Annotated in this window: 31 protein-coding genes; 8 read left to right on the forward strand and 23 right to left on the reverse strand. The window is 48.5% G+C overall.

From position 1 onward, the window contains the following. The first annotated feature begins 186 nt into the window (after positions 1-186). Positions 187-1050 carry a DMT family transporter gene (locus tag OKS35_RS05080; RefSeq protein ID WP_264092613.1) on the forward strand — a complete coding sequence of 288 codons (864 nt, stop codon included), beginning with the start codon at positions 187-189 and terminating at the stop codon, positions 1048-1050. Here OKS35_RS05080 and OKS35_RS05085 read toward each other — a convergent pair whose 3' ends face one another. The 3 genes from OKS35_RS05085 to OKS35_RS05095 form a co-directional block, all read right to left on the reverse strand. Next, positions 1051-2448, reverse strand: a complete 1398-nt coding sequence (locus OKS35_RS05085; protein ID WP_012726529.1) for an MATE family efflux transporter — start codon at positions 2446-2448, stop codon at positions 1051-1053. It lies immediately after the preceding gene. Positions 2449-2526: 78 nt separating this feature from the next. Continuing rightward, positions 2527-3768: a peptidase U32 family protein gene (locus OKS35_RS05090; protein ID WP_264092614.1), complete on the reverse strand. Its 1242-nt coding sequence runs from the start codon at positions 3766-3768 to the stop codon at positions 2527-2529. 9 nt (positions 3769-3777) lie between these two features. Further along, positions 3778-4674 (reverse strand): peptidase U32 family protein, encoded by an 897-nt coding sequence (locus OKS35_RS05095; RefSeq protein ID WP_244150779.1) that lies wholly within the window; start codon positions 4672-4674, stop codon positions 3778-3780. 151 nt (positions 4675-4825) lie between these two features. Here OKS35_RS05095 and OKS35_RS05100 point away from each other — a divergent pair, with 151 nt between their 5' ends. After that, positions 4826-5620: an SDR family NAD(P)-dependent oxidoreductase gene (locus tag OKS35_RS05100; RefSeq protein WP_159562440.1), complete on the forward strand. Its 795-nt coding sequence runs from the start codon at positions 4826-4828 to the stop codon at positions 5618-5620. Between the two features lie 30 nt (positions 5621-5650). On the opposite strand, the gene OKS35_RS05105 is transcribed toward OKS35_RS05100, so the two are convergent. Genes OKS35_RS05105 through rnz form a run of 7 tightly spaced genes read right to left on the reverse strand, consistent with a single transcriptional unit; the run spans position 5651 to position 10312 of the window. Beyond that, positions 5651-5983 (reverse strand): hypothetical protein, encoded by a 333-nt coding sequence (locus OKS35_RS05105; RefSeq protein WP_196430840.1) that lies wholly within the window; start codon positions 5981-5983, stop codon positions 5651-5653. A 41-nt stretch (positions 5984-6024) separates the two neighbouring features. Beyond that, positions 6025-6570, reverse strand: coding sequence for a hypothetical protein (locus tag OKS35_RS05110; protein ID WP_159562442.1), 546 nt, complete (start codon positions 6568-6570; stop codon positions 6025-6027). Further along, positions 6543-7499, reverse strand: coding sequence for an ATP-binding cassette domain-containing protein (locus OKS35_RS05115; protein WP_214781410.1), 957 nt, complete (start codon positions 7497-7499; stop codon positions 6543-6545). Before OKS35_RS05115 ends, OKS35_RS05110 begins: the two co-directional genes overlap by 28 nt. Further along, entirely contained in the window at positions 7477-8163 is a 687-nt protein-coding gene (locus OKS35_RS05120; RefSeq protein ID WP_264092615.1) for a hypothetical protein, read from the reverse strand. Before OKS35_RS05120 ends, OKS35_RS05115 begins: the two co-directional genes overlap by 23 nt. Beyond that, positions 8114-8524: a DUF4430 domain-containing protein gene (locus tag OKS35_RS05125; RefSeq protein WP_264092616.1), complete on the reverse strand. Its 411-nt coding sequence runs from the start codon at positions 8522-8524 to the stop codon at positions 8114-8116. The genes OKS35_RS05120 and OKS35_RS05125 overlap by 50 nt, the downstream gene beginning before the upstream one ends. Next, positions 8521-9405: a hypothetical protein gene (locus OKS35_RS05130; protein ID WP_264092617.1), complete on the reverse strand. Its 885-nt coding sequence runs from the start codon at positions 9403-9405 to the stop codon at positions 8521-8523. The genes OKS35_RS05125 and OKS35_RS05130 overlap by 4 nt, the downstream gene beginning before the upstream one ends. Before the next feature lies 1 nt (position 9406). Then, a complete protein-coding gene (gene rnz, locus OKS35_RS05135; RefSeq protein ID WP_214686918.1) occupies positions 9407-10312 on the reverse strand; it encodes a ribonuclease Z in 906 nt (301 codons plus the stop codon). Between the two features lie 73 nt (positions 10313-10385). Between rnz and OKS35_RS05140 the strand changes: the two genes are divergently transcribed. After that, positions 10386-10559 carry a hypothetical protein gene (locus OKS35_RS05140; RefSeq protein WP_012726540.1) on the forward strand — a complete coding sequence of 58 codons (174 nt, stop codon included), beginning with the start codon at positions 10386-10388 and terminating at the stop codon, positions 10557-10559. 45 nt (positions 10560-10604) lie between these two features. Here the strand turns inward: OKS35_RS05140 and OKS35_RS05145 are convergent, their stop codons facing one another. Continuing rightward, positions 10605-11732, reverse strand: a complete 1128-nt coding sequence (locus tag OKS35_RS05145; RefSeq protein ID WP_012726541.1) for a M20/M25/M40 family metallo-hydrolase — start codon at positions 11730-11732, stop codon at positions 10605-10607. Between the two features lie 182 nt (positions 11733-11914). Beyond that, a complete protein-coding gene (locus OKS35_RS05150) occupies positions 11915-12904 on the reverse strand; it encodes an aromatic acid exporter family protein (RefSeq protein ID WP_031423375.1) in 990 nt (329 codons plus the stop codon). Between the two features lie 77 nt (positions 12905-12981). Between OKS35_RS05150 and OKS35_RS05155 the strand changes: the two genes are divergently transcribed. Together OKS35_RS05155 and fadH are read left to right on the forward strand one after the other, a co-directional pair. Further along, complete coding sequence (locus tag OKS35_RS05155; protein ID WP_251131627.1) at positions 12982-14052, forward strand: N-acetylglucosaminidase; 1071 nt, start codon at positions 12982-12984, stop codon at positions 14050-14052. 158 nt (positions 14053-14210) lie between these two features. Next, the gene (fadH, locus tag OKS35_RS05160) at positions 14211-14975 is read left to right on the forward strand and encodes a 2,4-dienoyl-CoA reductase (protein ID WP_214781419.1); all 765 of its coding nucleotides are present in this window, start codon (positions 14211-14213) and stop codon (positions 14973-14975) included. 40 nt (positions 14976-15015) lie between these two features. On the opposite strand, the gene OKS35_RS05165 is transcribed toward fadH, so the two are convergent. The 8 genes from OKS35_RS05165 to OKS35_RS05200 all read right to left on the reverse strand — a co-directional run bounded on the left by OKS35_RS05165 (position 15016) and on the right by OKS35_RS05200 (position 20758). After that, positions 15016-15591, reverse strand: coding sequence for an HD domain-containing protein (locus OKS35_RS05165; protein ID WP_214781421.1), 576 nt, complete (start codon positions 15589-15591; stop codon positions 15016-15018). Between the two features lie 2 nt (positions 15592-15593). Then, positions 15594-16268 (reverse strand): metal-dependent hydrolase, encoded by a 675-nt coding sequence (locus OKS35_RS05170; protein ID WP_214781423.1) that lies wholly within the window; start codon positions 16266-16268, stop codon positions 15594-15596. A gap of 30 nt (positions 16269-16298) precedes the next feature. After that, entirely contained in the window at positions 16299-17021 is a 723-nt protein-coding gene (locus OKS35_RS05175; protein ID WP_012726547.1) for an amino acid ABC transporter ATP-binding protein, read from the reverse strand. Continuing rightward, entirely contained in the window at positions 17018-17677 is a 660-nt protein-coding gene (locus tag OKS35_RS05180; protein WP_012726548.1) for an amino acid ABC transporter permease, read from the reverse strand. Before OKS35_RS05180 ends, OKS35_RS05175 begins: the two co-directional genes overlap by 4 nt. A gap of 60 nt (positions 17678-17737) precedes the next feature. Continuing rightward, complete coding sequence (locus OKS35_RS05185) at positions 17738-18529, reverse strand: transporter substrate-binding domain-containing protein (RefSeq protein WP_214781425.1); 792 nt, start codon at positions 18527-18529, stop codon at positions 17738-17740. Between the two features lie 182 nt (positions 18530-18711). After that, positions 18712-19053, reverse strand: a complete 342-nt coding sequence (locus OKS35_RS05190) for a DUF952 domain-containing protein (RefSeq protein ID WP_074036735.1) — start codon at positions 19051-19053, stop codon at positions 18712-18714. Between the two features lie 56 nt (positions 19054-19109). Then, positions 19110-19538: a BrxA/BrxB family bacilliredoxin gene (locus OKS35_RS05195; RefSeq protein WP_012726551.1), complete on the reverse strand. Its 429-nt coding sequence runs from the start codon at positions 19536-19538 to the stop codon at positions 19110-19112. Between the two features lie 35 nt (positions 19539-19573). Continuing rightward, on the reverse strand, positions 19574-20758 hold the full coding sequence (locus tag OKS35_RS05200; protein ID WP_264092618.1) for a class I SAM-dependent methyltransferase: 1185 nt from the start codon (positions 20756-20758) through the stop codon (positions 19574-19576). A gap of 99 nt (positions 20759-20857) precedes the next feature. Here OKS35_RS05200 and OKS35_RS05205 point away from each other — a divergent pair, with 99 nt between their 5' ends. From OKS35_RS05205 to OKS35_RS05215, 3 genes are all read left to right on the forward strand, one after another. Further along, the gene (locus tag OKS35_RS05205) at positions 20858-21631 is read left to right on the forward strand and encodes a sporulation protein (RefSeq protein ID WP_159562450.1); all 774 of its coding nucleotides are present in this window, start codon (positions 20858-20860) and stop codon (positions 21629-21631) included. Between the two features lie 118 nt (positions 21632-21749). Then, positions 21750-22124, forward strand: a complete 375-nt coding sequence (locus OKS35_RS05210; protein ID WP_264092619.1) for a hypothetical protein — start codon at positions 21750-21752, stop codon at positions 22122-22124. A gap of 20 nt (positions 22125-22144) precedes the next feature. Further along, positions 22145-22360 (forward strand): hypothetical protein, encoded by a 216-nt coding sequence (locus tag OKS35_RS05215; RefSeq protein ID WP_214781430.1) that lies wholly within the window; start codon positions 22145-22147, stop codon positions 22358-22360. Positions 22361-22399: 39 nt separating this feature from the next. Here the strand turns inward: OKS35_RS05215 and OKS35_RS05220 are convergent, their stop codons facing one another. Genes OKS35_RS05220 through OKS35_RS05230 form a run of 3 tightly spaced genes read right to left on the reverse strand, consistent with a single transcriptional unit; the run spans position 22400 to position 25716 of the window. Continuing rightward, positions 22400-23719 (reverse strand): dihydrolipoamide acetyltransferase family protein, encoded by a 1320-nt coding sequence (locus OKS35_RS05220; protein WP_318841964.1) that lies wholly within the window; start codon positions 23717-23719, stop codon positions 22400-22402. A 12-nt stretch (positions 23720-23731) separates the two neighbouring features. After that, positions 23732-24709: an alpha-ketoacid dehydrogenase subunit beta gene (locus OKS35_RS05225; protein WP_214781432.1), complete on the reverse strand. Its 978-nt coding sequence runs from the start codon at positions 24707-24709 to the stop codon at positions 23732-23734. Beyond that, positions 24709-25716, reverse strand: coding sequence for a thiamine pyrophosphate-dependent dehydrogenase E1 component subunit alpha (locus OKS35_RS05230; protein WP_370148335.1), 1008 nt, complete (start codon positions 25714-25716; stop codon positions 24709-24711). Before OKS35_RS05230 ends, OKS35_RS05225 begins: the two co-directional genes overlap by 1 nt. Positions 25717-25727 lie beyond the last annotated feature (11 nt).

A 25727-nucleotide genomic window follows, 5' to 3' on the forward strand; every position in this document is an offset into this window, starting at 1 on the left:
TTTGCCTCCTACATAATGGCAAGACGTACATGATTAGCTAGCTTCTACTATGTATTTTACTATATCAAGTCAAAGATGGACACATCGAGAGGGGAGCATTTGTTTGCTATTTTTGAATCGTGTCTTGCCTCGTGGCTGTTTTCCGATATTATTAACAGAGAAGTACAACTGTGAAGGAGTGTCGCCATGTCTTATCTCATCTTGTTCGCTGCTGTCTTTTTCTTATCGACGAGTGTCCTCTTCGTCAAATGGACGTCGGCACCTGCCGAGACTGCCGCATTTTACCGTATGCTGTTCACGTGTCTCATGTTGTTACCGTTTGTCGATTTCAAATCACTCATCACCACGCGCCTCATGACTCGCTACGCTCTACTCCTTAGCGGAACGTTACTGGCGTTTCACTTTTGGCTTTGGTTTTTGTCACTCGATTACACGACGGTTGCCAGCTCCACACTATTTGTCACGTCGAGTCCAATTTTTGTGTTGATCGGGAATGCACTCATCTTTAAAAAGAATCCGACTCGAAAAGGACTTGCCTTCGCGCTCGTCGCTGTCCTTGGGGGCATGCTCGTTGCTGCAGGGGACGTTCAACTCGGCCGTGAAGCCCTCTTCGGAGACCTACTCGCCTTGATTGCCGCCCTATTGATTGCAGGGTATTGGCTCGTTGGACAGCATGTACGAGCTTCGATGAACACGAATACATATTCTTTTAGCGTATATCTCGTTGCGACGGTCGTGCTTTGCTTCATGTTGCTCGTTCGCGGCACGACATTCACTGCCTTTGAATCCATCAACTGGTGGTACTTCCTCGCGCTCGCTTTCTTCCCGACAATCCTCGGGCACAACCTCTTCAACTATGCGCTTGCCCGTGTCAGTGCGACCGTCGTCAGTATCACGATTCTTGGAGAAGCATTGTGGGGAATGCTGTTTGGATACGCCTTCTTCGGAGAGCGACTCGGACCGTTCCAATGGGTCGGTGCGATCGTCCTCCTCGGCGGGATATACTTGTTCCTAAAAGAAGACGCCCGCTCGACACGAGCGGACGTTTGATTATAAGTTTGTCGCTTTCGGATTTACATCATGTGCTTCTTTATCTTCTTCTGAAGGACGGAACAATAATTTACGGTCCCAGAATGCCAGGGCGACTGCCGTCAAAAATGTCATCGCATCAGCGATTGGGAATGCCAACCAGACGCCGAACACCCCGAGGAACGATGGGAGAATGAAGACGAGCGGTATCGTGTAAAGCGTCTGACGTGACAGGGACAAGAACATGGCGACTCGCGCTTTCCCGAGGGACTGATAGATTCCATTGACGAGCATCTGCACACTCGGAAGGAAAGAAACGGCGAACAGAATGTGAATCGCCGTCACACCTCCAGCAATGAGCGCCTCATCCGTCGAGAACCAGCCCATGAGCGTTTGCGGGAAAAGCTGTAGAATCAACCAAATGATGACTGCAATCGCAATCCCGGCACGCATCGCCGTCCAAATGGTTTCACGCATTCGGTCGAATCGCTCTGCGCCGTAATTATATCCTACGATTGGTTGCATCCCTTGGACGATTCCCATGATCGGCATACCGACGAGCGCCATGAACTTGTTGATAATGGCGAAAATGGCCAATTCTTCGGTCCCGCCGTACGTACCGAGCATCACGTTGACACCAACGAATAAAATGGATTGGGACACCATCATGATGAACGAAGACGAACCGATTGCCATGATTTCTTTCATCTCATCGAATCGAATCCGGAACTGACGCCACTTGAAGCGCAGTTCCGTTTTTGGTTTTCGGGCGAAGAAGAATCGCAGCATCAATACGGAACCGATGACTTGGGCGAGTGCCGTCGAAGACGCTGCCCCATACATGCCCCAGTCGAACGTGAAGATGAAGAGCGGGGTCGTCACGAGGTTGACGAGGACGGTCGTCAGCATGACCTTCATTTGATAAGGTGCCTGCCCTTCAGCACGAACCATCGCACTCGAAGCGAGTGTGAACATGAAGAATGGTGAACTGATTAATACAACTGATAAGTACTGTCGGCTGAGATCCATGATCTCGGTCGTCGCACCGAACACTTTTAAAATGTCATCTAACATAAAGAAAGCGGAACTGACCGCAAGTGCCGCAAACAGACCGACGAGGACAAGTACGTTCAAGAATGTAACGGCTGCACCGGCATCATCACCGCGTCCGAGCTTCCTCGAACTGATGGACGCACCACCCAGTCCCACGGCACTCGACACCGCCATTAAAATCATCTGAATCGGGAACGCAATCCCGATGGCCGCGACTGCCGACGCACCAATCCCCCGGGCGACAAAAATCGTATCAATGATATTATAGAGCGCCGTCACGAGCATCCCAATCATCGCCGGAAGCGATAACTTGAAGAGGAGTCTGCCAATGGGCTCAGTCCGTAATTGCTCCGTATTTTGGTTCATTCTTCCATCCCTCCGTCTCTACTTCTTAGGGTAGCAGGATTGGACGGAACGAGCGACTATGTTGGCTCGGTGGATGTGTCAAACGAGCGCACGAGCACGCACACCTTTTCGCTTACGCATAATGTAATCGGTCGCGACCGGTTGATCCACTTTGACACGAATCGTCATCATCGCTTGGTTAGCAGACTCGAGGAGGTGTCCGTCCACATCTTCCATCGTTTCAATGACTTGTGAAAAACGAACAAATCCGGGTCCGAAAAATTCAACCTCTTCACCGATTGAAAAGTGATTCCGCTGCTCAAGCGTTGCCATACCCGTCACAGGGTCGTATGAGATGACACGAGCGGCAAACGCAAATTGCGGAATCGAACGAGGTTTCCCGAACAATTGCTCTTTCTCAGAAGGGATCCCGTAATAGAACCCCGTCGCGAGTTCACGTTGGGCCGCTTTCCAAATTTCCTCTTCCCATGCCGGGTCGAAGACGAAATGCTCTGGATCTTCACAGTACGCATCAATCACTTGACGATAGACGTTACACACGGTCGCGACGTAATGAATCGATTTCATTCGTCCCTCAATCTTCAAACTATCCACTCCCGCCTCCACCAAGTCAGGTATGTGGCGGACCATCGATAAATCAACTGAACTCATCGAGAACGGCTCTTCGTCACGCGCTTCCATCTCTTCTGTTAGAAGATCACCTTCTTCAAAGAAACCATATTTCCAGCGGCATGATTGGGCACATCCCCCACGGTTGGCATCTCGTAATGTCATGTGATTTGATAACGTGCATCGACCGGAATACGAGATACACATCGCCCCATGGACGAACGTCTCAATTTCGACATCGACTTCCTGTTTCATTTTAATGATTTCATCCATCGATACCTCACGAGCCAAGACGATTCGTTCGAGTCCTTCTTCCTTCCAGAAACGAAGGGTCTCGTAGTTTGTCGCCGAAGCTTGGGTCGACAAATGGACGGGCAACCCTTCTGCTTCCGTAAGACAAGTTTCAATCATCGCTGGATCCGAGACGATGACTGCATCGATTCCGATATCTCGAAGTGTTCGGAAGAAGTCACCTGCCCCCTCGATATCGCCTTCATGCGTCACCATGTTCGCAGCGACGTATACTTTCGCGCCGTACGCATGTGCGAAGGCTACCCCTTCACGCATCTCGTCATAACTGAAATTACCGGCACGTGAACGTAACCCGAACTGCTGTCCGCCGATATAGACCGCATCGGCACCATAATGGATGGCCATCTTTAATTTCTCTAAGTTTCCTGCTGGCGCTAATAATTCTGGACGTCGTTTCATCTTGATCCCTCACTTAATCTCTTCTGGTTTTCGTAACCACAGTCCCGTACCGAGACGGAACGTTTCCGGTTGAAGCTCGTGAAGACGATGTTCCATCTCTACACGATCAAATCGACCGTTCAACAAATTCGTCCGGGCATAAGTAAACAACTGAACGATTTCAACAAACTGGTCCCCGGCGTGCCATCCGTCTAGCTTCCACGTGTGAAGTCCATTTTTGACTAACGTCGGAAGCTGACCCATGAGCGTCAAATCCTCAGAGAAAATATGGGTGCCGTTCTCGTCCTCATAGATGGGATAACGACTGGTCGTATCTGCCGGTTCGCTCATATAAAATTCGCGTTGTTTTGCTTCTTCAACCGGTCTTCCGAGTTCGTTAAAGTAATTCGTCACGAGTGGGCGTTTAGAGTGATGGATGCATGTCGGACCATATACTTGTACTTCAACAGGAAGTCCGATTTGCTGCTGGATCAAGACGAGTTCTTCGATTGTCACTTCGCGGGCGACGACCGCTCCAATCGCTTCGCGTTTCCCCCAAAATTGGATCTGTTTGGCGGATGTGACGAGCGTTTGGGCATCATACCAATACGGAATCTTGGCCTGTCGAATCAAGCGAATGGCGCCGGGGTCTCCAGCGGTGACATCATCGACTCCTATCGTTTTCAGCGTTTGCAAATAATCTTTTAACTCTTCAATGTGGTCATTGTGCATCAGGTTGTTGACGGCTACCGTCACTTCTTTCCCATACCGATGGGCAAGTTGTGTGACTTCTCTCACAGCATCGATCGTCCAGTCACCTTTTTGTCTCAACCCAAACCTTGAATTTCCGATATATAGTCGGTCCGCGCCGGCTTTGATTAACGCTTCTGCCTGATCAACGCTTTGCGCCGTAGTGACGAGCTGAATCATCATATTTGTTCTACTCCCTACTTTGTGAGTCTAATCACATTTTCTTGCTATACTTTAGCATATGTTTCAATGTGCGAACGGAGCAGGATTTTAACAACTCGTGAAGAATTCAGTAACAATGTATGACTTTTCATCAAAGGAGTGGATCATGTTGTCAAAGACAGCTTTAATCACCGGCGCCTCGATGGGCATCGGTCTAGACTTGGCCGTACTCGCCGCTCGCGACGGCTACGACTGTATTTTAGTATCTCGGAACGAACCACGATTGCATGAACTAAAAAAAGTACTTGAGACACGTTATCGTATCAACGTACATGTCTTTGCTCTAGATTTGGCAAAACATGGCGCAGCAGTCCGATTGACGACGATGATTGCCGAAGCTGGCCTCACTGTCGACTTTTTAATTAACAATGCCGGGTTTGGCACGTCCGGCGCGTTCGCCGACCTTGATGCTGAGACGGAAGCCGACGAGGTCCGATTGAACGTCAATACGTTGACCGAACTGACGAAAGCCTATTTGCCTGGCATGCTCGAACGTGACCACGGATATGTGTTGAACGTTGCATCTGTCGCTGCCTTCCAACCTGGTCCATATATGGCCGTCTATTACGCGACGAAAGCCTATGTCCTCTCATTCACTGAAGCGATTCATGCCGAGGTGAAAGGTAGTGGCGTGCATGTGAGTGTGTTATGCCCTGGCCCGACGGATACGAACTTCTTTAATCGTGCCGGGAGTGAATTGTCATTCTCGAAAATGCCATCTCATCTCGTCGCCTTCTTCGGATACAAAGGGGTGATGAATAACAAGCGTGTGGTCATCCCTGGACTCTCTAATCAGTTATTGGTCGGGGTCGCCAAATTGATGCCACGAGCTCTCAGTCTCGAAGTATTACGTCGCGTCCAAAAACCGGCTGATGGAACACCTGCTGAATCGACTACATGAAAAAGGAGCGACCGCATCGGGTCGCTCCTTTTATGGTTCAGAGTGTAAGCGAGAGACGTTCACAAGCCGGTGTAGAAATACACCTGCCGGAATCATAGTCATCAGCGCTGTAGCGATGACGACTCCCCACGCCATGACGGCATCGAGCGTCAGGTCTCCTGACGTGAGCTGGTCCATGATGCTCAGTTGTTCCACGGAAAGCACAATCATGAGTGCTGGCCACACGCTCGCCGCAAGGATGCTGATCATGGCAAAACGGGCTCTCGTGTAACGTTTTGCCAATAGAATCAGGTTTAACAAGATAAACAATAGTCCTACGAGTAGAAACATGCCGACTTCTGTGAGATTGATATATGCACCCATCCGTCGTTCACCTCACTCAAAATGATATGACTATTGTATGTTTACCCGAGCTGACGAAGGAATATGCGCTCGAACAAGGGACGGATTAAAAAGAGGAAAACGACGTTCGATAGCCCATGTGCCAAGTCAAACGGGACGCTGAGTAGAAGTAGCTTCCAAAAATCAGCTCCAATCACTTCGAAGAACGCTAGATTGGTCGTCCATCCATATATAAATCCGGACAAAAAACCAAACAGAAGAAAAAGGATGTTCGACTTCATCCATAACGGTCTAAAACTGCTGACGAGCGTTACGATAAGGAGCCAGCCTAAAAATTGATAGAAGACGAACGGTCCGATCCCGAGCAACAGACCTGACAAGATGGGTACGAAGAGCGCAAGGACCGCCGCAGCATTCAATCCAATACATAGTGCCGTCAGCATCAAAATGGCTGTCGTCGGTTGTACGTTCGGAATCGTCATGAAAAGCCAGCGACCGATGACTGCGAGTGCCAAGAGCTGCACGAGCGGTTGAACCGGGAGATCGGATTTCTCAAATCGATACAGGACCAGGATGGCAATCAGAATGGCGAGGACGTATGTGACCATAGCGTACTCCGTTCTTGAAAGAGTGACCGTTCTCCTTGAAAGACCACGCGACCACTCGCAAGGTAAATCACGTCCGTCGCTTGGTCGACTAACGCCAAATCATGTGTCGCACAAAGCACACGTGCTGATTCGGACTTTTTCAAGAGCGCTTCAAGGAACGCCGTACGTTCCCCATTCGTTAAATCCACCGTCGGTTCATCGAGCAAAAGGACGCTTGCCGAGTCGTTCAGGACGGCTTGTAGTTGAGCGATCCTCCGGTTCGATTCTTGCGGAAACGGACCGTATTCCGTTTCGGCAGGAAGATAAGCAGCTCGCTCCCCCCGCTTCACCCGTCCACGAAGAGGGCGTCTGCTCCTTGCTAAAAGTTCGAGCAACGTCGATTTTCCACTTCCGTTCGTCCCAATACAGACGGTGAGGCCCGGTTCATTCATTTGGACCGTCACTTCTTCAATGGCATAAGTCGCCTGAAGCGGATGACGATAGGATACATCGGTCGCTTCAATTCTTGGTATCGTCTCCGATTGTCGGAAAGTGATTTTCATGTCTTCAGACGATTCTTGCGCCCGTTCCGTATAACCAATCCGAACACCGAGACCGGAAGTACGACGAAGTAGCATCTCTAGATGTTCTCTACGGAATTGATCGAGGTAGCGGAACGGTTCGATAAGTACAATTGCTTCGGGCTGATCTAATAGAGCATAAGCGACTTGTACAATCTGTTGCTCACCGCTTGAACAGGCGTCAAACGCTTTTGGATACAGGGCATCGATTTGTAAGAGTGAGGCGAGTTCCGCCCCCCGAAGCGAATCAACACGGGATAATAAATGACCAACTTTTCCTGAGAATGGTTGATTCATTCTGATGACTCGAGGACGATACCGCTCGATATATGCCTCGAGCGACCCGTCAACGGTAGAAAGCCATTGCATCACGAACACCTCCTTTTGTGACGTATGGATAGATGAGCCATGGGATGATGGTCCACTCGAGTGATACGTAGCCAATCAAGCCAATCATAAAGAGTTGGAGAACATCCTCAAATCGGAAGCGACGCATCGGCTCGACCGCAAATCGTGGCTCATGCCTTTGGCTATTAATGCCAATCTCGATTGCTTCTTGCCAGGCTCCTTTCGGGTGACTTCTGAGCGACTGACGTACCGCTCGTTCCATCGAAGGAATAAGTGCCCACGCCCCGTACAAGAGGGAAGTTGAACGGGGCCATTTATAGAGAAGTGGGAGCAATCGTTCCAATCGAACAATCCGAGAAATCCACAGCATGCCAAGTAAGAAAGTAGCTAACTTCAATAGCTGACGCCATATGTAAGTGAGCGATAACTCCCATCCGAACAATGCAGGGAAGACCGAGACAACAGCAAACGCAATCAATACGATGAGCATGGTCCATGGAAACCGACGTTCAAGCATGAGCAAAAGGACAAGGCCGATGACAAATACTGTGACATCATGGATATACGTCAGAATGAATAGATGACTAAATAGAAAGAAAAGGAGCGTGACAGGATGTCGCCGCTCCCAATCTGCCTCATTCGAAGAAAGCAATCGCATCTTCTTCAAACCGCCACTGAATGACATCCGTCGATTCTACTTCTTTAGCACCGGCCCCTTCATCTCCGGGCGCGCCATTAAAAGCAAATACCCAGCCTGACGATTGTCCTTCAGATTTTTCTTCGATGCCTTCGATTGCCGTCACGTACGACATGTCTCCGCTTCCTGTCACTTCGAGGTCAAGCCCTGTCGCTTTCAATGCGTCGAGCACGGTCGCATCCTCTTCCAAACAGACGCTCTTCTCTTGATAGAGCGTCTCTTCCGTCGCCGCATTGTATACGGAAATGGTTGGAGTTACATCGCAGGTCTCTTGTTGTGTTTCTTCTCCGCCACATCCGACAAGAAGTGCGGTCGTTAATAGTGAAATACTCAAATACGGTTTGATCATTCTGTCAAATCCTCTCGTTGATGTATCGAATAATTATATAGTATCGCAAAACGTTCGCCTGAACTCCGTCCTTCCCGTGTCAGTCCGACGAGTTGGATGCTGTTTGCGAGGACCGGTTCGCGCTGGAGCCAGAACTTGACCAGTTCATTGTCCCGATTGATCATGAGCATCGATTCGTTTTCGAACGTATACATGTCATACAGTCCATCATAGGAAAGTTGTAACACTGGGGCAGAAACGACGTCAGTATACTCCTCCCACGAAGGACCTCGTAACGTCGACAGCATGTGGTCGAATTCGACAAGCTTTTCAAAAAAGGCCTGTCCAGATTCTTTACGCAGTTCATCGACTTGTTCATACGAAAGTTGTCCTGAGCCGTATGTTACACGGATCTGTTGGAACGATTCGGCTCGTTCCACCATGAGTAAGTACTCAATGGATTGAACGTTCCCTTCTCGGTCGATCTGTAGTTTCCCACGATCTAATTTAATCGATTCACTATTGATTCGTTGTAACAATTTTTCGGTCATGTCATCAAACGATTCATCCGTGACCGAAACGGCGCCGATTTGTTGCGATTCGGAACGAAACCCGGATTGATCGAATAACGGGACAAAAAGCAAGACAAGAAAAAAGAAGAACCCTAACAGTGCCCCATACCATTTATACCGGCTGTTCTGTTTCGGAAAGAACAAAAAAGACAATAGAAAGCCAATCGGAATGTGAAAACCGCCGATGGGGAAAGACACGATTCCAAGCAGTGAATAAAATAAGAACTTTGGAAAAAAGTTCGCTTCCGACTCTTTTAATTGATTCAATCGAATCCCTAATAGAACGCTGATTACTAAAAAGGCTGCCCATACATAGAGTTGAATGGTCACATCACTCCCCCACTGTATATTCTAAAAAGTCCGTCGCAACGAGACTCGATGGAAAATCCGACACAACTTCTTGAACAAATTCTTCCTCTCGTCCGACATAGCGTGCTGAGATGTGTGTCACAATCAGCTTGCCGACGGCGCACGCATTCGCTAGAGCGGTCGCTTCACGTGTCGTCGAGTGACCATACTTCCGAGCGAGCGCTTGTTCCGCCTCCATAAACGTCGCCTCGTGAACGAGGAGGTCTGCTCCATCCGCCAACTTCTGCGCGTTCTCACACGGGATTGTATCTCCTAAAATCGCTACGATTTTTCCCGGAATCGGTTCAGTGACGTATTCTTTAGAGTCATACCATTTTCCTTCAAATTCAAATCGGTCTGATTCTTTGATGGTTCGATAAATCGGTCCACTTGGAATACCGAGTTCTCTTACAAGATCGACGCGTAGCATGCCCGGTTTTTCTGGACCATCGATTCGGAAACCGAATGAAGGGAACCGATGCTCTAATTTTCGCACAGTGACGAGATGGTCGTCTTGTATGAATGTGTCCCCGTCCGAGTACTCGATCACGGTCAGCTCGTATCCTAGATGTGAGCCTGTGACACGCAAAGTAGCTTCAAGCCATTTTTTCAATCCTTTTGGTCCATAGACGGTCAAGGGGGCGGTTCCATCGAGTGCCGAACGAGTCGATAAGAATCCAGGCAATCCGAATACATGGTCACCATGAAGATGCGTCACCCATACCGCTGTCACTTTTCTCGGTTTGATTTTCGTATAGAGCATTTGGTGTTGCGTGCCCTCGCCACAATCAATCAGCCAGGTCACGTTCGATAAATCGAGAGCTAGCCCCGATACGTTGCGCTGTTTCGAAGGCATCCCCGACCCAGTTCCTAAAAACTGTAACTTCATAAATATTTAATTCCTTTCTTCAAGCCGTTCCATGCTATACTTGACGTAATCGCTGAAAAGGATGTGATTTGTGATGACCAAGGCAGAACAACCCGAATCGATTTATGAGACGATTCGAGAACGCGCAGCTTTGATGAATCGCTTGCACCAACAGGAACAAGGCACCTCTATCCGCATTCACGACATAGCGATCGAACTTCATTGCACAGACGAGTTGATTTTAGAATCACTGGAGTTCGCAGCATAACGAGTACGAACACATACGAAGAGCCGACGAATGGTCGGCTCTTTTTTATTGCTTAGGTGATGCGACTTCTTCAACGATTGTCACGACATATTCGACGAGTTTATACAACTCTTCAAGTGGCATCCGTTCGTTCGTCGTATGAATCTCTTCATAGCCGACCGCCAAGTTGACTGTCGGGATTCCCCCACCGGCGATGACGTTCGCATCCGAACCGCCCCCTGAGTGTAAGATTCGAGTCGGACGTCCGATTGTCTGAGCCGCACGTTTCGCCACCTCAACGACTTCGTCCCCTTCCTCAAACTTGAATCCAGGATACATGATGTCGATGTCCACTTCGGCACGACCACCGAACGACTCAGCGACCTCGATGTACGCTTGTTTCATCGTTTCCGCCTGTTTCTCCATCTTCTCATGGATGAGGGAACGGGCCTCAGCAAGAACTTCGACATAGTCACACACGATGTTTGTCGCGCGGCCCCCTTCGAAACGTCCGATGTTGGCTGTCGTCTCTTCATCGATACGACCGAGCGGCATCTTCGCGATGGCTTTCGCTGCGATTTGAATCGCCGAGATTCCTTTTTCAGGTGCGACACCAGCATGAGCCGTCTTCCCGTAAATCTTCGCGTTCACTTTTGCTTGAGTCGGAGCGGCGACAATGATGTCTCCAACTGGTCCATCCGAATCAAGGGCAAAACCGAACTTCGCATCGATTTTCGATAAATCCAATACTTTCGCACCGACGAGACCTGATTCTTCCCCGACCGTGATCACGAACTGGATTTGACCATGTGGAATTTGTTTTTCTTTCAATACACGCACGAGTTCGATCATCGCAGTGAGGCCGGTCTTGTCGTCTGCTCCGAGAATCGTCGTACCATCCGTGACGACATATCCGTCTTTGATGCTCGTCTTGATTCCTTTACCTGGAGTGACCGTATCCATGTGAGCCGTAAAGTAAATCGGATCAACATTTTCTTTCGTTGCAGGCAACGTGATGATCAAGTTGTTACCAGAGTGTGCCGTCTTCGTTGATGCGTCGTCCTCGTAGACGTCGCAGCCAAGCTCTGTGAATACACCTTTCAAATGTTCACAGATGACCGCTTCTTCCTTCGTTTCTGAATCGATGCCGACCAATCCTAAAAATGTGTCGAGCACGCGTGTCTCGTTTACCATAAACAACATCCCTCCATCCAAACATTTCTTGACCATTATATCAAACTCCCCTGGATTGCACGAATCTTTTCCATTCTGTACAATGATGGCAAACACGTATATGGAGGCAGACCATGAAGAAAAAACAGAAAAGACGACAACGCATCATTCAAATCGGCGTCGTCGTCATCGTCTCAATCTTTTTAATCAGCACGTTTCTCTCGAGCATGACCATGTTCTTTTAAGAGCAAGATGTATCGCTCTTTCAAGATCAAGTAACTTTTTACATCTGATAAAATATTTAATAAGGATGAGCGTACCTCGAATTCCTCACGCGTCGTGGGGAGAGGTACGTTTTTTCGATAATGCTCAATCATCTCTTCTAGCTCCTGTAAAAAGACAGAGGCATCGGCCTGCTCGTTCACATGGTCCCCGACTCGACGTAAAAACGTCGCGACCGGTTTCGCTTCATTGACGACCATCGTGATTTCTCTGGCGTTATCAGCGACTCGTTTGAGAATATCATACTGTCGTTCACGCATTCGGAAATATAGATAGTCCATGTCCTCGTTTCGCTTTCCGATTGAGTTCCCCATACGGCGAAGAGCCAAATCTTTCCCCTCTTTCAGATAGTCCCGCGTCTTGATGAGCATCATCGAGTGATTGTTATAGACGCCCGTCTCGACACATGCCGCCACGTCATAAAACAGAACAGCAAGCGAACGGTCGATATTCTCTTTAATCCGTTCAATCTCACGGTCAAGCGTCGGCATATACATGTTGACGACGAGCCCGACACCGACACCGATTGCAATGAGCAATAGCTCATTGATAAATAACTCGAGTGAAAACTGTGCTTCGGTGTAGAGGTGGGTCAAGATGACGACACTTGTAATGAGCCCATCTTGCAGTTTCAATTGTTGTACGAGTGGAATGAAAATGACAAAATAAAGTGTGAGCGTCACCGGTGAATAGCCGAGTAGCGTGAACATCGCCGCACCCATTCCGATGGCGAGAAGACTTGCCATGACTCGTTCATAGGAGGCGCGAATCGATTTTTTACGCGTCTCTTGAATACTTAAAATGGCGATAATGGCTGCAAATACAAAATAATCGAGATGAATTGTTTCGGAAATGAGCATCGCGATACCTGCTGCGACCGCGGTCTTTAACGTCCGCGTTCCAATTTTCATACTAATTTCCCCCTTCTCCATCAAATTGTTGACTAAATCAACTCGTTTGGCAATTCAAAAGTTTGGAAGTGATTTGATTGAAACGAAAGAAAAGACTTAAGGTTTGGCCGATGATTGCGACACTTAGTCTCGCCATCGCAGCCTTTTTATGGATTCAATCTTCCCGTGAAGACACCTATACCGTCGAAACGGTGACGAATGGCGACCGTGTCACGAGGTCGTTCGAATCTCTCGCAGAAGCAAAACGATACATGACGGCCGGTAAGAACCGGACATTGTTCTCCCCCTCTGGAGAAGTACTCGATTTTACAGGTACCGGAGTCGTCGTCACTCCGAGTGATGCTATCACAAACTTATATAAAGATGCATCATTTAAAACACGACAATCCTATGTCGCTGGTGGCACGAGACTTCAACTAATTGAACGCGGAGACGATCATCTTAAAGTACGTATCTCCGGGGCGGATGTGTATGTCAAACCGGATCAAATGGCGTTATTTCCTGAAGCAGTTGTGAAGAGACGTGGATTTTACGAGATTCGAGAAGGTGACGTCTACCATACGGTGGAAGCGAACGCCAATCTCGCCGGTACGTTCCTTGTAGGTCCGACAGAAAAAAACTCGGATGACCGTTTTTACACAGAACGTGTCCAAGACGTCTTCGATTCTCCTTATCAATTTGCATCGATTCGCACGTCATCCCCATATTCGGCTGACGAGTTTGATCAATATTTAAAATCCATCGATTCACCACTCGCTGGGGAAGGCAAGTCCTTTAAACGGGCAGAAGATACGTATAACATCAATGCCTTATTCCTGCTGGCGGTTGCCGGGCATGAGTCCCGATTTGGAACGTCCGATATCGCTCGAGACAAGCGGAACCTATTTGGGTTCCGCGCGACAGATGACGACCCGAGCGGGAATGCGACATCCTTTAAAACAATTGACGCCAGCGTACAAGCTGCTGCTGAATTGTTTGCGACTAAATATGTCACAGGGCCGTACGCTCGTGGCGATTATCCCGGGAACAAGCAGGAAGGCATCAATATCTTCTATGCATCCGATCCATACTGGGGCGAGAAAGTTGCTGGTACAATGTACACGATTGACCGTGAACTCGGTTTGAAGTACTTGAAAAAAATTCAATGAAAAGCAGCCCGGCTTATACGAGTCGGGCTGCTTGACGTCTGTATACGTTTCAGGACGAAGAAATGATTCAACATGAATCAATATCTTATTAGAGGATTTTCGCATCGCAAGACGAATACTATAAATGAACGACCATTCATTTCTGAGGGGGAATTAAGATGAAAACGATTTGGATTACCGGGGGATCGTCCGGCATGGGGAAAGCGATGGCATTAAAATTTAAACAGGAAGGATGGAACGTCGCTATCAGCGGTCGAAACGAGGAACGACTACTAGAAGCGATGAACGAATTGAATTCAATCGACGCGGGTCAGGCGATGAGTGTGCAACATGACGTTCGTGACTATGAAGGATGCGCGAAAGCACTGGCTGACATCGTATCCGCTTATGGACCTGTACACGCACTCGTCAACAATGCTGCCGGGAATTTTGTGTGTCCGACCCTTGATTTATCTCCTAATGGTTGGGCAAGTGTCATCGACATCGTCTTGAACGGGACATTCAACTGCACCCATGTTCTCGGGAAACATTGGGAAGCAGATGAAATCCGTGGCGGCTCCATCATTAATATGGTCGCCTCATATGCATGGCAGGCAGGACCTGGTGTCGCACCGAGTGCGGCAGCGAAAGCAGGCGTCTTGAACTTGACGCGAACGCTCGCAGTTGAATGGGGCTATCAATTCGGCGCTCGCGTCAATGCCATCAGTCCCGGACCGATTGAACGGACCGGCGGTGCTGAAAAGCTCGTATCCCATGTGAAGGAAGTGGAGCGCATTCGCCGTAACGTCCCGCTCGGACGTTTTGGGACACCTGAAGAAATCGCGGACCTCGCTTACTGGATGGCATCAGACGAAATGCGCTATTTGAACGGAGATTGTATTTCATTAGACGGTGGACATTGGCTCAACAAACATCCATTCTAACCTAGAAAAAGGGACGACCGAAATCAATCGGTCGTCCCTTTCATGTATCCATCCCGTCCCATTCTTCATGAAACTGGTTGTAGAACCTTTCCATGAAGACATGACGTGAATGTGCCAAGCGTTTCGCTTCTTTCGTATGCATCATCGACGCTAACTTCAATAACTTATCTTGAAAATGTTGAATCGCACTATCCTCTGACAAATCAAGAGGTGTACCGCGAGAACCCGCGAATTGGAACGTTCGCGCAATACCGATGGCCCCAATCGCATCAAGGCGGTCGGCATCTTGTAGGATTTCACTTTCCCGAGTCGTTGGTGTCATGCCTTTTGAAAAAGAAACCTCATCAATCAACGCTTCCACGAAACTCGCTCGCTCCTCTGTGATGTCAAGAGAAGCCAAATGTTGTTTGACGAGCCCTTTTGGACGACCGAGCTTATGGTCTTCGACGTCATGTAAATAAGCGGCTAGCAGAAGTCCCGTTCGATCGACCGGTTCATTTTCCATCAAGCGCTTTACGAGTCGAACGACCCGCTCGATGTGGGCAATATCATGACCCGTCTGATCATTTGCATGAATCGTTTCGACGAACTTTCTCGTCGCTTGTATCACGTCCACACTCAAATCTCGATCGTCGTATTCGGTTCAATCAAGAGACCTCGACGGTGCAATTGGTCACAAAATGCCTGAGCATCTTGTTTAATCGGCGGGAACGTATCAAAGTGAATCGGAACGACACGTTTCGCTTGTAGCCACTGCGCCGCATCTAATGCGTCTGTCGGTCCCATCGTGAAGTTGTCTCCGATCGGAAGGAAAGCGACATCGATTTCAAAACGTTCTCCGTACATCTTCATATCTGAGAAGAGACTCGTGTCTCCAGCGTGGTAGACCGTCAGTTCGTTCGTCTCGATGATGAATCCGGCAGGCATCCCCATATAGACCGGTGTATCCCCCATGTCAAAGCTCGAACTGTGGAACGCTTGCGTCATCGTGACGCGTCCGAACGGAAAGGCATGACCTCCCCCGATGTTCATCCCGTGAACAGAGAAGCCTTTTTTCTCGTAATACGTTGCGAGTTCATGTGTCGCCACAATCGTCGCACCCGACGATTTCGCAATCAATTCGACATCCTCGATATGATCGAAATGAGCATGTGTGAGCAACAAATAGTCTGGGCGTAGCGTGGATGGATCCACGTCTGTATGCGGGTTGCTCGTCAAAAACGGATCAATCAACACATTTACACCATCAATTTCAAACCCTACCGTCGCATGTCCGTAGTACGTGATGTTCATTTGCTTTCATCCTTCCCATGTGAAATCAGATTACAACACTTTCTCCAAGAAACGTTTCGCCCGGTCTGTTTGCGGGTTTAATAACAGGTCAGCCGGTTTTCCTTCTTCCATCAGGATGCCTTCGTCGAGGAAGAGGACACGGTCTGCCACTTCACGGGCAAAGCCCATCTCGTGTGTGACGACGACCATCGTCATTCCCGTTTCGGCCAATCCTTTCATAACATCAAGTACTTCATTGACCATCTCCGGGTCAAGTGCCGATGTCGGTTCATCGAATAACATGACGTTCGGTTCCATCGCCAAGGCACGCGCAATGGCGACACGTTGTTTTTGTCCACCTGAAAGTTGGCTCGGATAGGCGTCGATTTTCTCAGAGAGGCCGACACGTTCCAGTAATTTCTTCGCACGTTCTAGCGCTTCCGTCTTGCTGACTTTCAAGACGTTGATCGGTGCATACGTCAAATTGTCCAATACGCTCATATGAGGGAACAAGTTGAACTGTTGGAATACCATCCCAATGTTTTGACGCGCCTTCGCGACGTTCGCTCCTTTTTTCGTGAGCTCGAATCCGTCGACACTGACCGTACCGCTCGTTGGAATCTCAAGCATGTTCAAGCAGCGTAGAAATGTCGATTTACCAGACCCGGACGGTCCGATGACAGCAACCACTTCACCACGCTCGATCGTCGTCGTGATTCCTTTTAACACTTCTAAGTCACCAAATTGTTTGTGTAGGTCTTTTACTTCGATCATCTTCCATCACTCTTTCTTAACCGTTTTTCTAGACGTTGTCCAAGATACGTCAAGATCATCACTATCGTAAAGTATATCACACCGGCGAAAAGAAGCGGTTCGAAGTAGATTGCCTTCTGCCCACCGACGATTTGCGCACGACGCATGATATCGAGCACCCCGACCGTCGAGACGAGGGCAGACTCTTTCGTTAATGTGATCATCTCGTTCACAAGAGCAGGCAAGATGTTCTTGAACGCCTGTGGCAAGATGATGGAACGTAACTGTTTGACATACGGGACACCAAGAGCATCCGAAGCCTCCCACTGTCCTTTATCTACTGCTTGGATACCCGCTCGAATAATCTCTGAAATATACGCCCCCGAGTTGAGCGAGAAGGCGATGACCGCTGACTGGTACGGTGTCGTGATATATCCCGTCAGTTGCGGCAATCCGAAGTGGATGATGGCGAGTTGCAAAATGAGTGGTGTCCCACGGAACACCGCCGTATAAGCATGTCCGATAAAGTTAATCAGACGATTTGGGACAATTTTTAATGTAGCGACAACAATCCCAAGTGAGATCCCAATCAATGCCGAGACGATCACCACTTGGAACATGACTGGAATCCCCTCAAGTATATAAGGGATCGAATCATAAATCCGGCTAAAATCCATAGTGAGTTCCTCCTAAAAAAGGGCTGACCGATTCATCTTCAGTCAGCCTCGTACGAATCATTATTCGGCTGGCGCAGCCTCTTCTTCAAACCACTTCTGTGCTAACTCTTCGATTTCTCCACTGTCGATCATCTTCTTCAATTCTTCATTGAATTGATCGCGGAGATCATCATCTTTACGGAAGGCAGCAGCAGAACCTGCTTCTTCTTCGTCCACAATTTCAAATGTCGTCAATTCACTATCTTGCTCGAGGTATTTTTTCGCTACCGTATCTTCGATGACCATCGCGTCAATACGTCCTGTCTTGATTTCTTGAATGATCTCAGGAATCTTGTTCAATGAAACAATCTCAGCATCTGTGATTTGATCTTGTGCAATCCCTTCTTGAATCGAACCGAGCTGGACTCCGATCTTTTTCCCTTTCAAGTCTTCAAGTGATTGAAGCGAATCATCTTTTGACAAGATCAAGTTCACCGCTGTGAAATAAATATCTGAGAAATCGGCATTTTCTTTACGCTCTTCTGTCGGAGTCATCCCCGCCATGACGAAGTCGACTCGACCTGCATTGAGGGCTCCAAGTAAGCTTCCGAAATCCATATCTTCAATTTTCAATTCATATCCCATGTTCTCTGCCACTTTTTTGGCGATATCGATATCAAATCCGACAATCTCGTCACCATTCGCTGTATCGACGAACTCATATGGGAAGTAATCGGCACTTGTACCCATGACGATGACTTTGTCATCCTCACCATCGGTCGATGTCGATCCTCCTTCGTTCACGTCTGCCCCACACGCGACTGAGAACGCGGCCAGTCCTGCTAAACATAATGCTAGAAAACCTTTTTTCATCTTCATCTCCCTTTCGTAGTTGAATGATAATTATCAGAACTTTTAAAAAAATTATGACATATGTGTGAACGTAGCTCAACTGTTCTATGACACATCAGTTGTCCGACTTGTGTCTTCAACCACTATATACACATAATTATTACTTGTAAAGTATATTCATGCAAATTATACAAAAAAGATGGTCACATTCGCTCGAAAGCGAAATATGTGACCGTTCCATTGTCGCGTGACCCATACGGTTGCACCTGTTTGACCGAAGTCATCGGGATGGCACTATACACATGTGGATAACGTTCTCCATCCTCATCCAATTCATAATGTAGCAGCTGACCAAGTCGGTTGACGTGTAACGATACGAGAACGACTGCTTCACCCGAATACGACTTTTTGACGACCTTTCCAATCTGTTGCGGCGTACAACATTTAATCGTCCCTTCCGATTGAAGTGACGGCTCATTGATCTCACCGCGTGACAGGGCAATCATATACTCTGCCTCCGTCATGATTTTGATGACTGGTTCCATATACCCTGCCCCTTTTCACAAAAGCGCAAAGGCAGTGCCTTTGCGCCGATGCTTGATTATGCGAAGTAGATGTCGAACAATGTTTGCAATTGGTCGACGAGCTCTTCAGCAGTCGATGACTCGATTTCACTACGCTCTACCATCGTCACGATGTTGCCATCTTCAAGAAGTGCGATTGACGGTGAAGACGGTGCATATCCTTCAAAATACTCACGTGCACGATCTGTCGCTTCACGGTCTTGACCAGCAAACACGGTCACGAAATGGTCAGGCTTCACACCTTCCATCTTGTTGACGTATGCGGCAGCTGGACGAGCAATCCCGCCTGCACACCCACAAACCGAGTTGACGAGGACGAGTGTCTTCCCTTCTTTTTTCAGTGCTCCGTCTACTTCTTCCGGTGTCGTGAGCTCTGTGTATCCTGCAGCACGTACTTCGTTACGCGCTTGTTCGACTACATCTTGAAAATATAATTGAAAATCCATGTTGTTTCCCCTTTCGACATTTCGTCTGTACTCCCTTATTTTACGTCTTGTTCTACCTTGAGGACAAGTCTATCGCTCAATTCACGTTCTAAGAACGGGTCTGCCCCTAACATCTGTTTGAAAGCAAGGTAACGTGCCTTCGTCTCTGCGCTCGCCTGACGGTTCGTCAAGTAGGCACGAATCATGATATTTTTCGGCGTATGCTCGAGGTCGATGAATTCGAGCAGCTGGGCATCATACCCGACAAGTCCAAGCAGTTCAGCCCGAATGGAATCGGTCGCGAGTGAGGCGAACCGTTCTTTGATCAAGCCATGTTGGAGCATCACGTCTAAATTCGACGCTTGAATTTGACGATTCAATTCCTTTTGACAACACGGAACGCTCAAGATGACTTTCGCGCCCCAGCGGACGGCACGTGCCAACGCCATGTCTGTCGCCACATCACATGCATGAAGGGTCACGACCATATCAACAGCTGTTTCCCCTTCATATTCATTAATGTCCCCGACTAAAAATTCGAGCCGTTCATATCCTAAGTCTTTCGCAATCGATGCACACTCTTCAATGACCTCTTTCTTCAAATCGAGCCCTGTGATATGGACGTCATATCCTTTCATCTCATGAAGGAAATGATAGAGCGCGAACGTCAAATACGACTTCCCTGACCCGAAATCCAAGATTCGAACGGTACGGTCTGCCGGCAAGTATTTCAGTGAATCCTCAATGAACTCGAGGAAACGATTGATCTGTTTGAACTTGTCATACTTTTGACGCTTCACTTTTCCGTCCGTTGACTGAATGCCGAGTCGAATGAGAAACGGAACTGGCTCGTCGAGTGGAAGCACGTACTGTTTTTCCCGATTGTGGCTCAGTTGAACTTCTTTTTGAGCCGTCTGCTTTTCTTTCAATGTCACTTTGAACTTTTTCGATAATTGGAACTGGAGGTCGGAATCTTTTAACTGAAACTGTCCTTGTCGGAATGTTTCGAGAAGCTCATTCACTTCTGTGACGGCCTCATCTGGTGTCAAGTTTTTATGGTTCATCACCCGCTCATACTGATACTCGAACTGGATATGATACGCATTTCGTAGCATGACCGGTTTCAATTTGACACGTCTGAGATCGCTAGATTTTTGACGGGGTTGACTGATGGTCGCCGACACGAGATGATTTGATTGTAAGACGTCTGCGAGACGCTCTTGTAACGCTTTATATTCCACTGGATTCAATCCTTTTTTAGAAATTTTGAAACATATCGTTTCACCTGTCCGTACATACTATTACACGAAGACGACGTTACGTCAAAGGAGGATACACATATGTTTAAAAAGATTTTATCATCAATCGGAATCGGTGCCGCAAAAGTCGACACACGCTTGAATGAGAGCCACTGTTCACCCGGTGGAGAACTCACTGGAGTCGTCCATATCGAAGGCGGTTCGGTCGAACAATCCGTCGACAGCATCTATCTCTTCTTCAATACGTTGTATAAACATGAGGTGAACGATAAGTCGACATACTCAACGTTCACGATTGAAAAAATCTTATTGAATGAAGCACCGTTTATGATTGGTCCCGGAGAAGTGAAAGAAATTCCGTTCACAGTCAACGTCCCGTTCAATACGCCACTCTCTGTGAGTCAATCGAAATCATGGATTGAAACGGGCCTTGATATCGCCCAAGCCGTCGATCCAAAAGATGAAGATGCGATCACCGTACAACCGAATGCAGTTCAACAAGTCATATTAGATGCGATGGACGAGCTCGGATTCCGTTTGAAGAAAGCCGACACGGAGATGCTCCCGGCACGTCATCGTTCGGGACGTCTTCCGATTGCCCAAGAACTCGAGTATTCAGCGAACGGTTCGCGATTCGGTCGCCAGTTAGACGAGGTAGAAGTTGTGATTCTACAAGACGAGGATGCCATCGAATTGCTCATTCAAGTCGACCGCAGTGTCCACGACCTCGGAAGTCTCTTTGCTGACTTGACGGGAACAGACGAGTCGACTCATCGTGTACGCTATGACGCCGCACGTTTATCAGTAGCTGAAGTTCGTCGCGACATCGAATCGATGATTGAACAATCGATTTAAGGAAATCACCGACACGCCATTTCTATGAATGGCGTGTTTTTCTGAGGTATTGAATTTAAGCATCCATTTTTTTACAATGAACATATGGAATCAACCCTTTTCTGGAGGTGACTACATCTTGTTTGCTTTAGTAATGATTGGGAGTCTTGGTCTTGCAACGCTTGCCTTACCGATTCTAGAGACCAGTCTTTCTGAGTCACTCGCCTATTTCACCCTTGGTGGAATCGAAGTGCTGATTGGTTTGATTGCCATATATCTCATGCGCAATCCGTCGACAAACGCCTTATCCTTCAAGAAGTTCATGCCCTATCTTGTAATATTGATTCATTTCCCTACCTCACTCCTTTTGCTTTGGATTTCTTCGGTCAGACATGATGGGGTTTCTGCATTTTCATTAAACTATATTTTTATATACTGGATGTTCCTTCTCGTGTTCGTCGTAGTCAGCAGATTGACGTACCGTGTCCATCAACGACGATTCGAAGGTGCATGATTAGAAAGGATGATTCTACATTGGATCTACTTCAAGTTCTTTACGACCGAGCAATTCCACTCACACTATTCACGACGCTCGGCCTATTCAGTCTCATGTTTGCGTTCGCACTATATAAATCCAAACCACGACTCTCCAAAGGACTCGTCAGAATGGGCATGTCTTTCTCATTCCTTCTCTTACTGATCTCAGCCGTAAGCTTCGTTTTCACGGTATTCGTTGGCTATAACTCATAAGAAATGGAGGCACCCTACTGGGGCGCCTCCATTTTTTAATCAATATACGGTATATGTGTTCGGGTCAATCGACTCGAGTGAGTGCTTGATCGCTTGTAAGAACTGACCTGCGACGAGACCGTCAAGGACACGATGGTCGACAGACATACAAAGGTTGACCATATCGCGTGCCGCGAACATCCCGTTCATCCAGACCGGACGCTTCACAATCGACTCGACCGATAGGATTGCCGCTTGTGGGTAATTCAAGATTGGCGCTGATTGGATCGAACCAAACGCACCTGTGTTGTTGATGGTGAATGTCCCACCACGCATTTCTTCAGCCTTCAAGCGGTTCTCACGCGCTCGCGTTGCCACGTCTTGAAGGGAAACGGCTAGTCCTTTAATATTCTTCTCATCCGCTTGGCGAATGACCGGAACGTATAGGGCGTCGTTTGCCGCGACGGCTACCGAGAGATGGATGTCTTGGTGAACTTTGATGTGATCGCCTGCCCACTCCGAATTCATCATCGGATACTTCTTCAATGCTTCGATGGCTGCCTTCATGAAGAATGGCATGAACGTCAATTTGACGCCTTCCCGTTTCATGAACCCATCTTTTAACTTTGCACGGGCTTCGACGAGGTTCGTCACATCCACTTCAATCATGAGCCATGCGTGTGGAGCCTCGTGTTTCGAGCGGACCATATTGTTCGCAATCGCTTGACGTACCCCGGCTGTCGGAATCGATTCATAACGGCCAGATGAAGTCGATGATGATGCGACCGGTTGTGACGGTTCAACGACAGGACGTGGTGCCTCAGTCGGAACGTCCAACTTCGTCTGTACCATCGTCTCTTGGACAGGCGCTTGTGTCGCTTTCTCAGAAGTCGATGCCGGACGTCCTTCTGATAAGTAACGAAGAATATCTTTCCGCGTGATCCGACCGCCTAGACCGCTTCCGCTCAGTTCATTCAAATCGATATCGTTCTCATTGGCGAGTCGGATGACGGCAGGAGAGTATCGACCGTTTCCACTTTGTTTTTTCGGTGCAGTGGCGACAGCTTGCTTAGAGACGGATTCTGCAGGTGCCGTTTCTGCAATCGGTTCTGTCTTCGTCTCAACTGCAGCTTCCTCCGCGCTCTCGACTTCCATCGTCAATACCGGTGTCCCGACGCTGACGGTCTCCCCTTCTGGAATGAGAAACTCTTTGACGACTCCTGCGCTAGTCGCCGGAATCTCTGCCGTCACTTTGTCCGTCATGACTTCCGCGAGTGGTTCATATTCTTCCACACGGTCTCCCGGTTTGACGAGATAGGTCGTGATTGTTCCTTCTGTCACACTCTCCCCAAGTTGGGGCATAGTAATCGTTTGTTCCATGGAGATGCCTCCTTAAAACGCCGCGAGCTGACGCGCCCGCTCGGCAATTTTTTCTGGGGATACGATAAAGAATTTTTCCATCGGTGGTGCATACGGCATTGCCGGCACATCGGGGCCAGCCAAACGCTCAATCGGCGCATCGAGTTCGAAGAGCGCCTTCTCCGCGATAATCGCCGCCACTTCTCCGATGATGCTTCCTTCTTTGTTGTCCTCTGTCACGAGTAGCACTTTACCTGTCTTCTTGACCGATTCGATGATCGCTTCTTGGTCGAGCGGGTAGACGGTACGAAGATCGAGGATGTGCGTGCTGACCCCTTCTTCTTCGAGCGTTTTCGCAGCCTCTTGTGCCATATGCACGCAAAGACCGTACGTGATGATCGTGATATCGTCACCTTCCCGTTTAACCGCAGCCTTACCGATTTCAACCGTATATTCGTCCGTCGGCAAGTCTGCCTTCAAAAGACGATAGGCGCGCTTATGTTCAAAGAAAAGAACAGGGTCGTTCGAACGGATTGCTGCTTTCAACAACCCCTTCGCATCGACTGGGTCTGATGGAATGACGACTTTCAGACCTGGCGTCGAACTGAACATCGCCTCGACCGATTGCGAGTGATAGAGTGCCCCGTGAATGCCCCCACCGAAAGGAGCTCGGATGACCATCGGACACGTCCAATCGTTGTTTGAACGGTACCGAATTTTTGCCGCTTCTGAAACGATTTGGTTCACTGCTGGCATGATAAAGTCTGCGAATTGCATTTCTGCGATCGGTCGCATGCCGTACATGGCAGCTCCGACCCCGACTCCGGCAATCGCACTCTCAGCGAGCGGTGCGTCGATGACACGATCCTCTCCATACTTTTCAATCAATCCCTGAGTGGCTCGGAATACACCACCACGAACGCCGACGTCTTCCCCGACGACGAAGACGTTTTCGTCGCGCTCCATTTCTTCATGAATCGCTTCATTGATCGCTTCGATAAACGTTTTCATCATTTTTCCTCCTCATAGACGTAATCTAGTGCAGATTCAGGCGATGCATACGGTGCTTTGTCCGCATATGTCGTCGCTTCATTCACTTCAGCATCGATTTGTGCATCGATTTCAGCAAGTGTATCCGCCGTTGCGATTCCGTCGTTCACAAGTCGTTGACGGAACAATTGAATACCATCCCGCTCTTTTAACCCAGCCAATTCTTCAGCTGAACGGTACGCTTTGTCATCGTCATCCGATGAGTGTGGCACGAGACGTTCAACTTCTGCTTCGATTAATGTCGGTCCTTCTCCGCGAAGTGCACGTTCACGCGCTTCCTTCACGACCGCATAGACGGCGATCGGGTCTGTCCCGTCGACTGTCACACCTGGCATGCCGTAACCTTTTGCACGGTCTGATACGCGCTCACATGCCAACTGTTTCGTAAGCGGAACCGAAATCGCATACTTGTTGTTCTCACAGAACAAGATGACCGGCAACTTGTGGACACCTGCAAAGTTTGCGCCTTCATGGAAGTCTCCTTGGTTCGAAGACCCTTCTCCGAACGAAACGAACGTGACGAGTTCTTCTTTTTTCATCTTCGCCGCAAGTGCGATCCCGACTGCATGAGGGACTTGTGTCGTGACCGGAGACGAACCCGTTACGATGCGATGCTCTTTCGAACCGAAGTGACCAGGCATCTGACGACCACCTGAGTTTGGATCTTCCGCTTTCGCGAATGCCGATAACATTAAATCTCTTGATGTTTGACCGAAGTGAAGGACGACCGCCACATCACGATAGTAAGGCAAGACGTAGTCGATTCCTTTCTCGAGTGCGAACGCCGCACCGACTTGCGCCGCTTCTTGTCCTTGACATGAGACGACGAATGGGATTTTCCCGGCGCGGTTCAACTTCCACATCCGTTCATCGATTTTGCGGGCACGTACCATCGTTTCGTACATCGCCAATAAATCTTGTTTCGTTAAACCAAGCTCTTCATATGAGTTTACAGTCATCTGTTCCATCCTTGTTCCTC

Source organism: Exiguobacterium sp. N5, from assembly GCF_025842465.1.
Taxonomy (GTDB): Bacteria; Bacillota; Bacilli; order Exiguobacteriales; family Exiguobacteriaceae; genus Exiguobacterium; species Exiguobacterium profundum.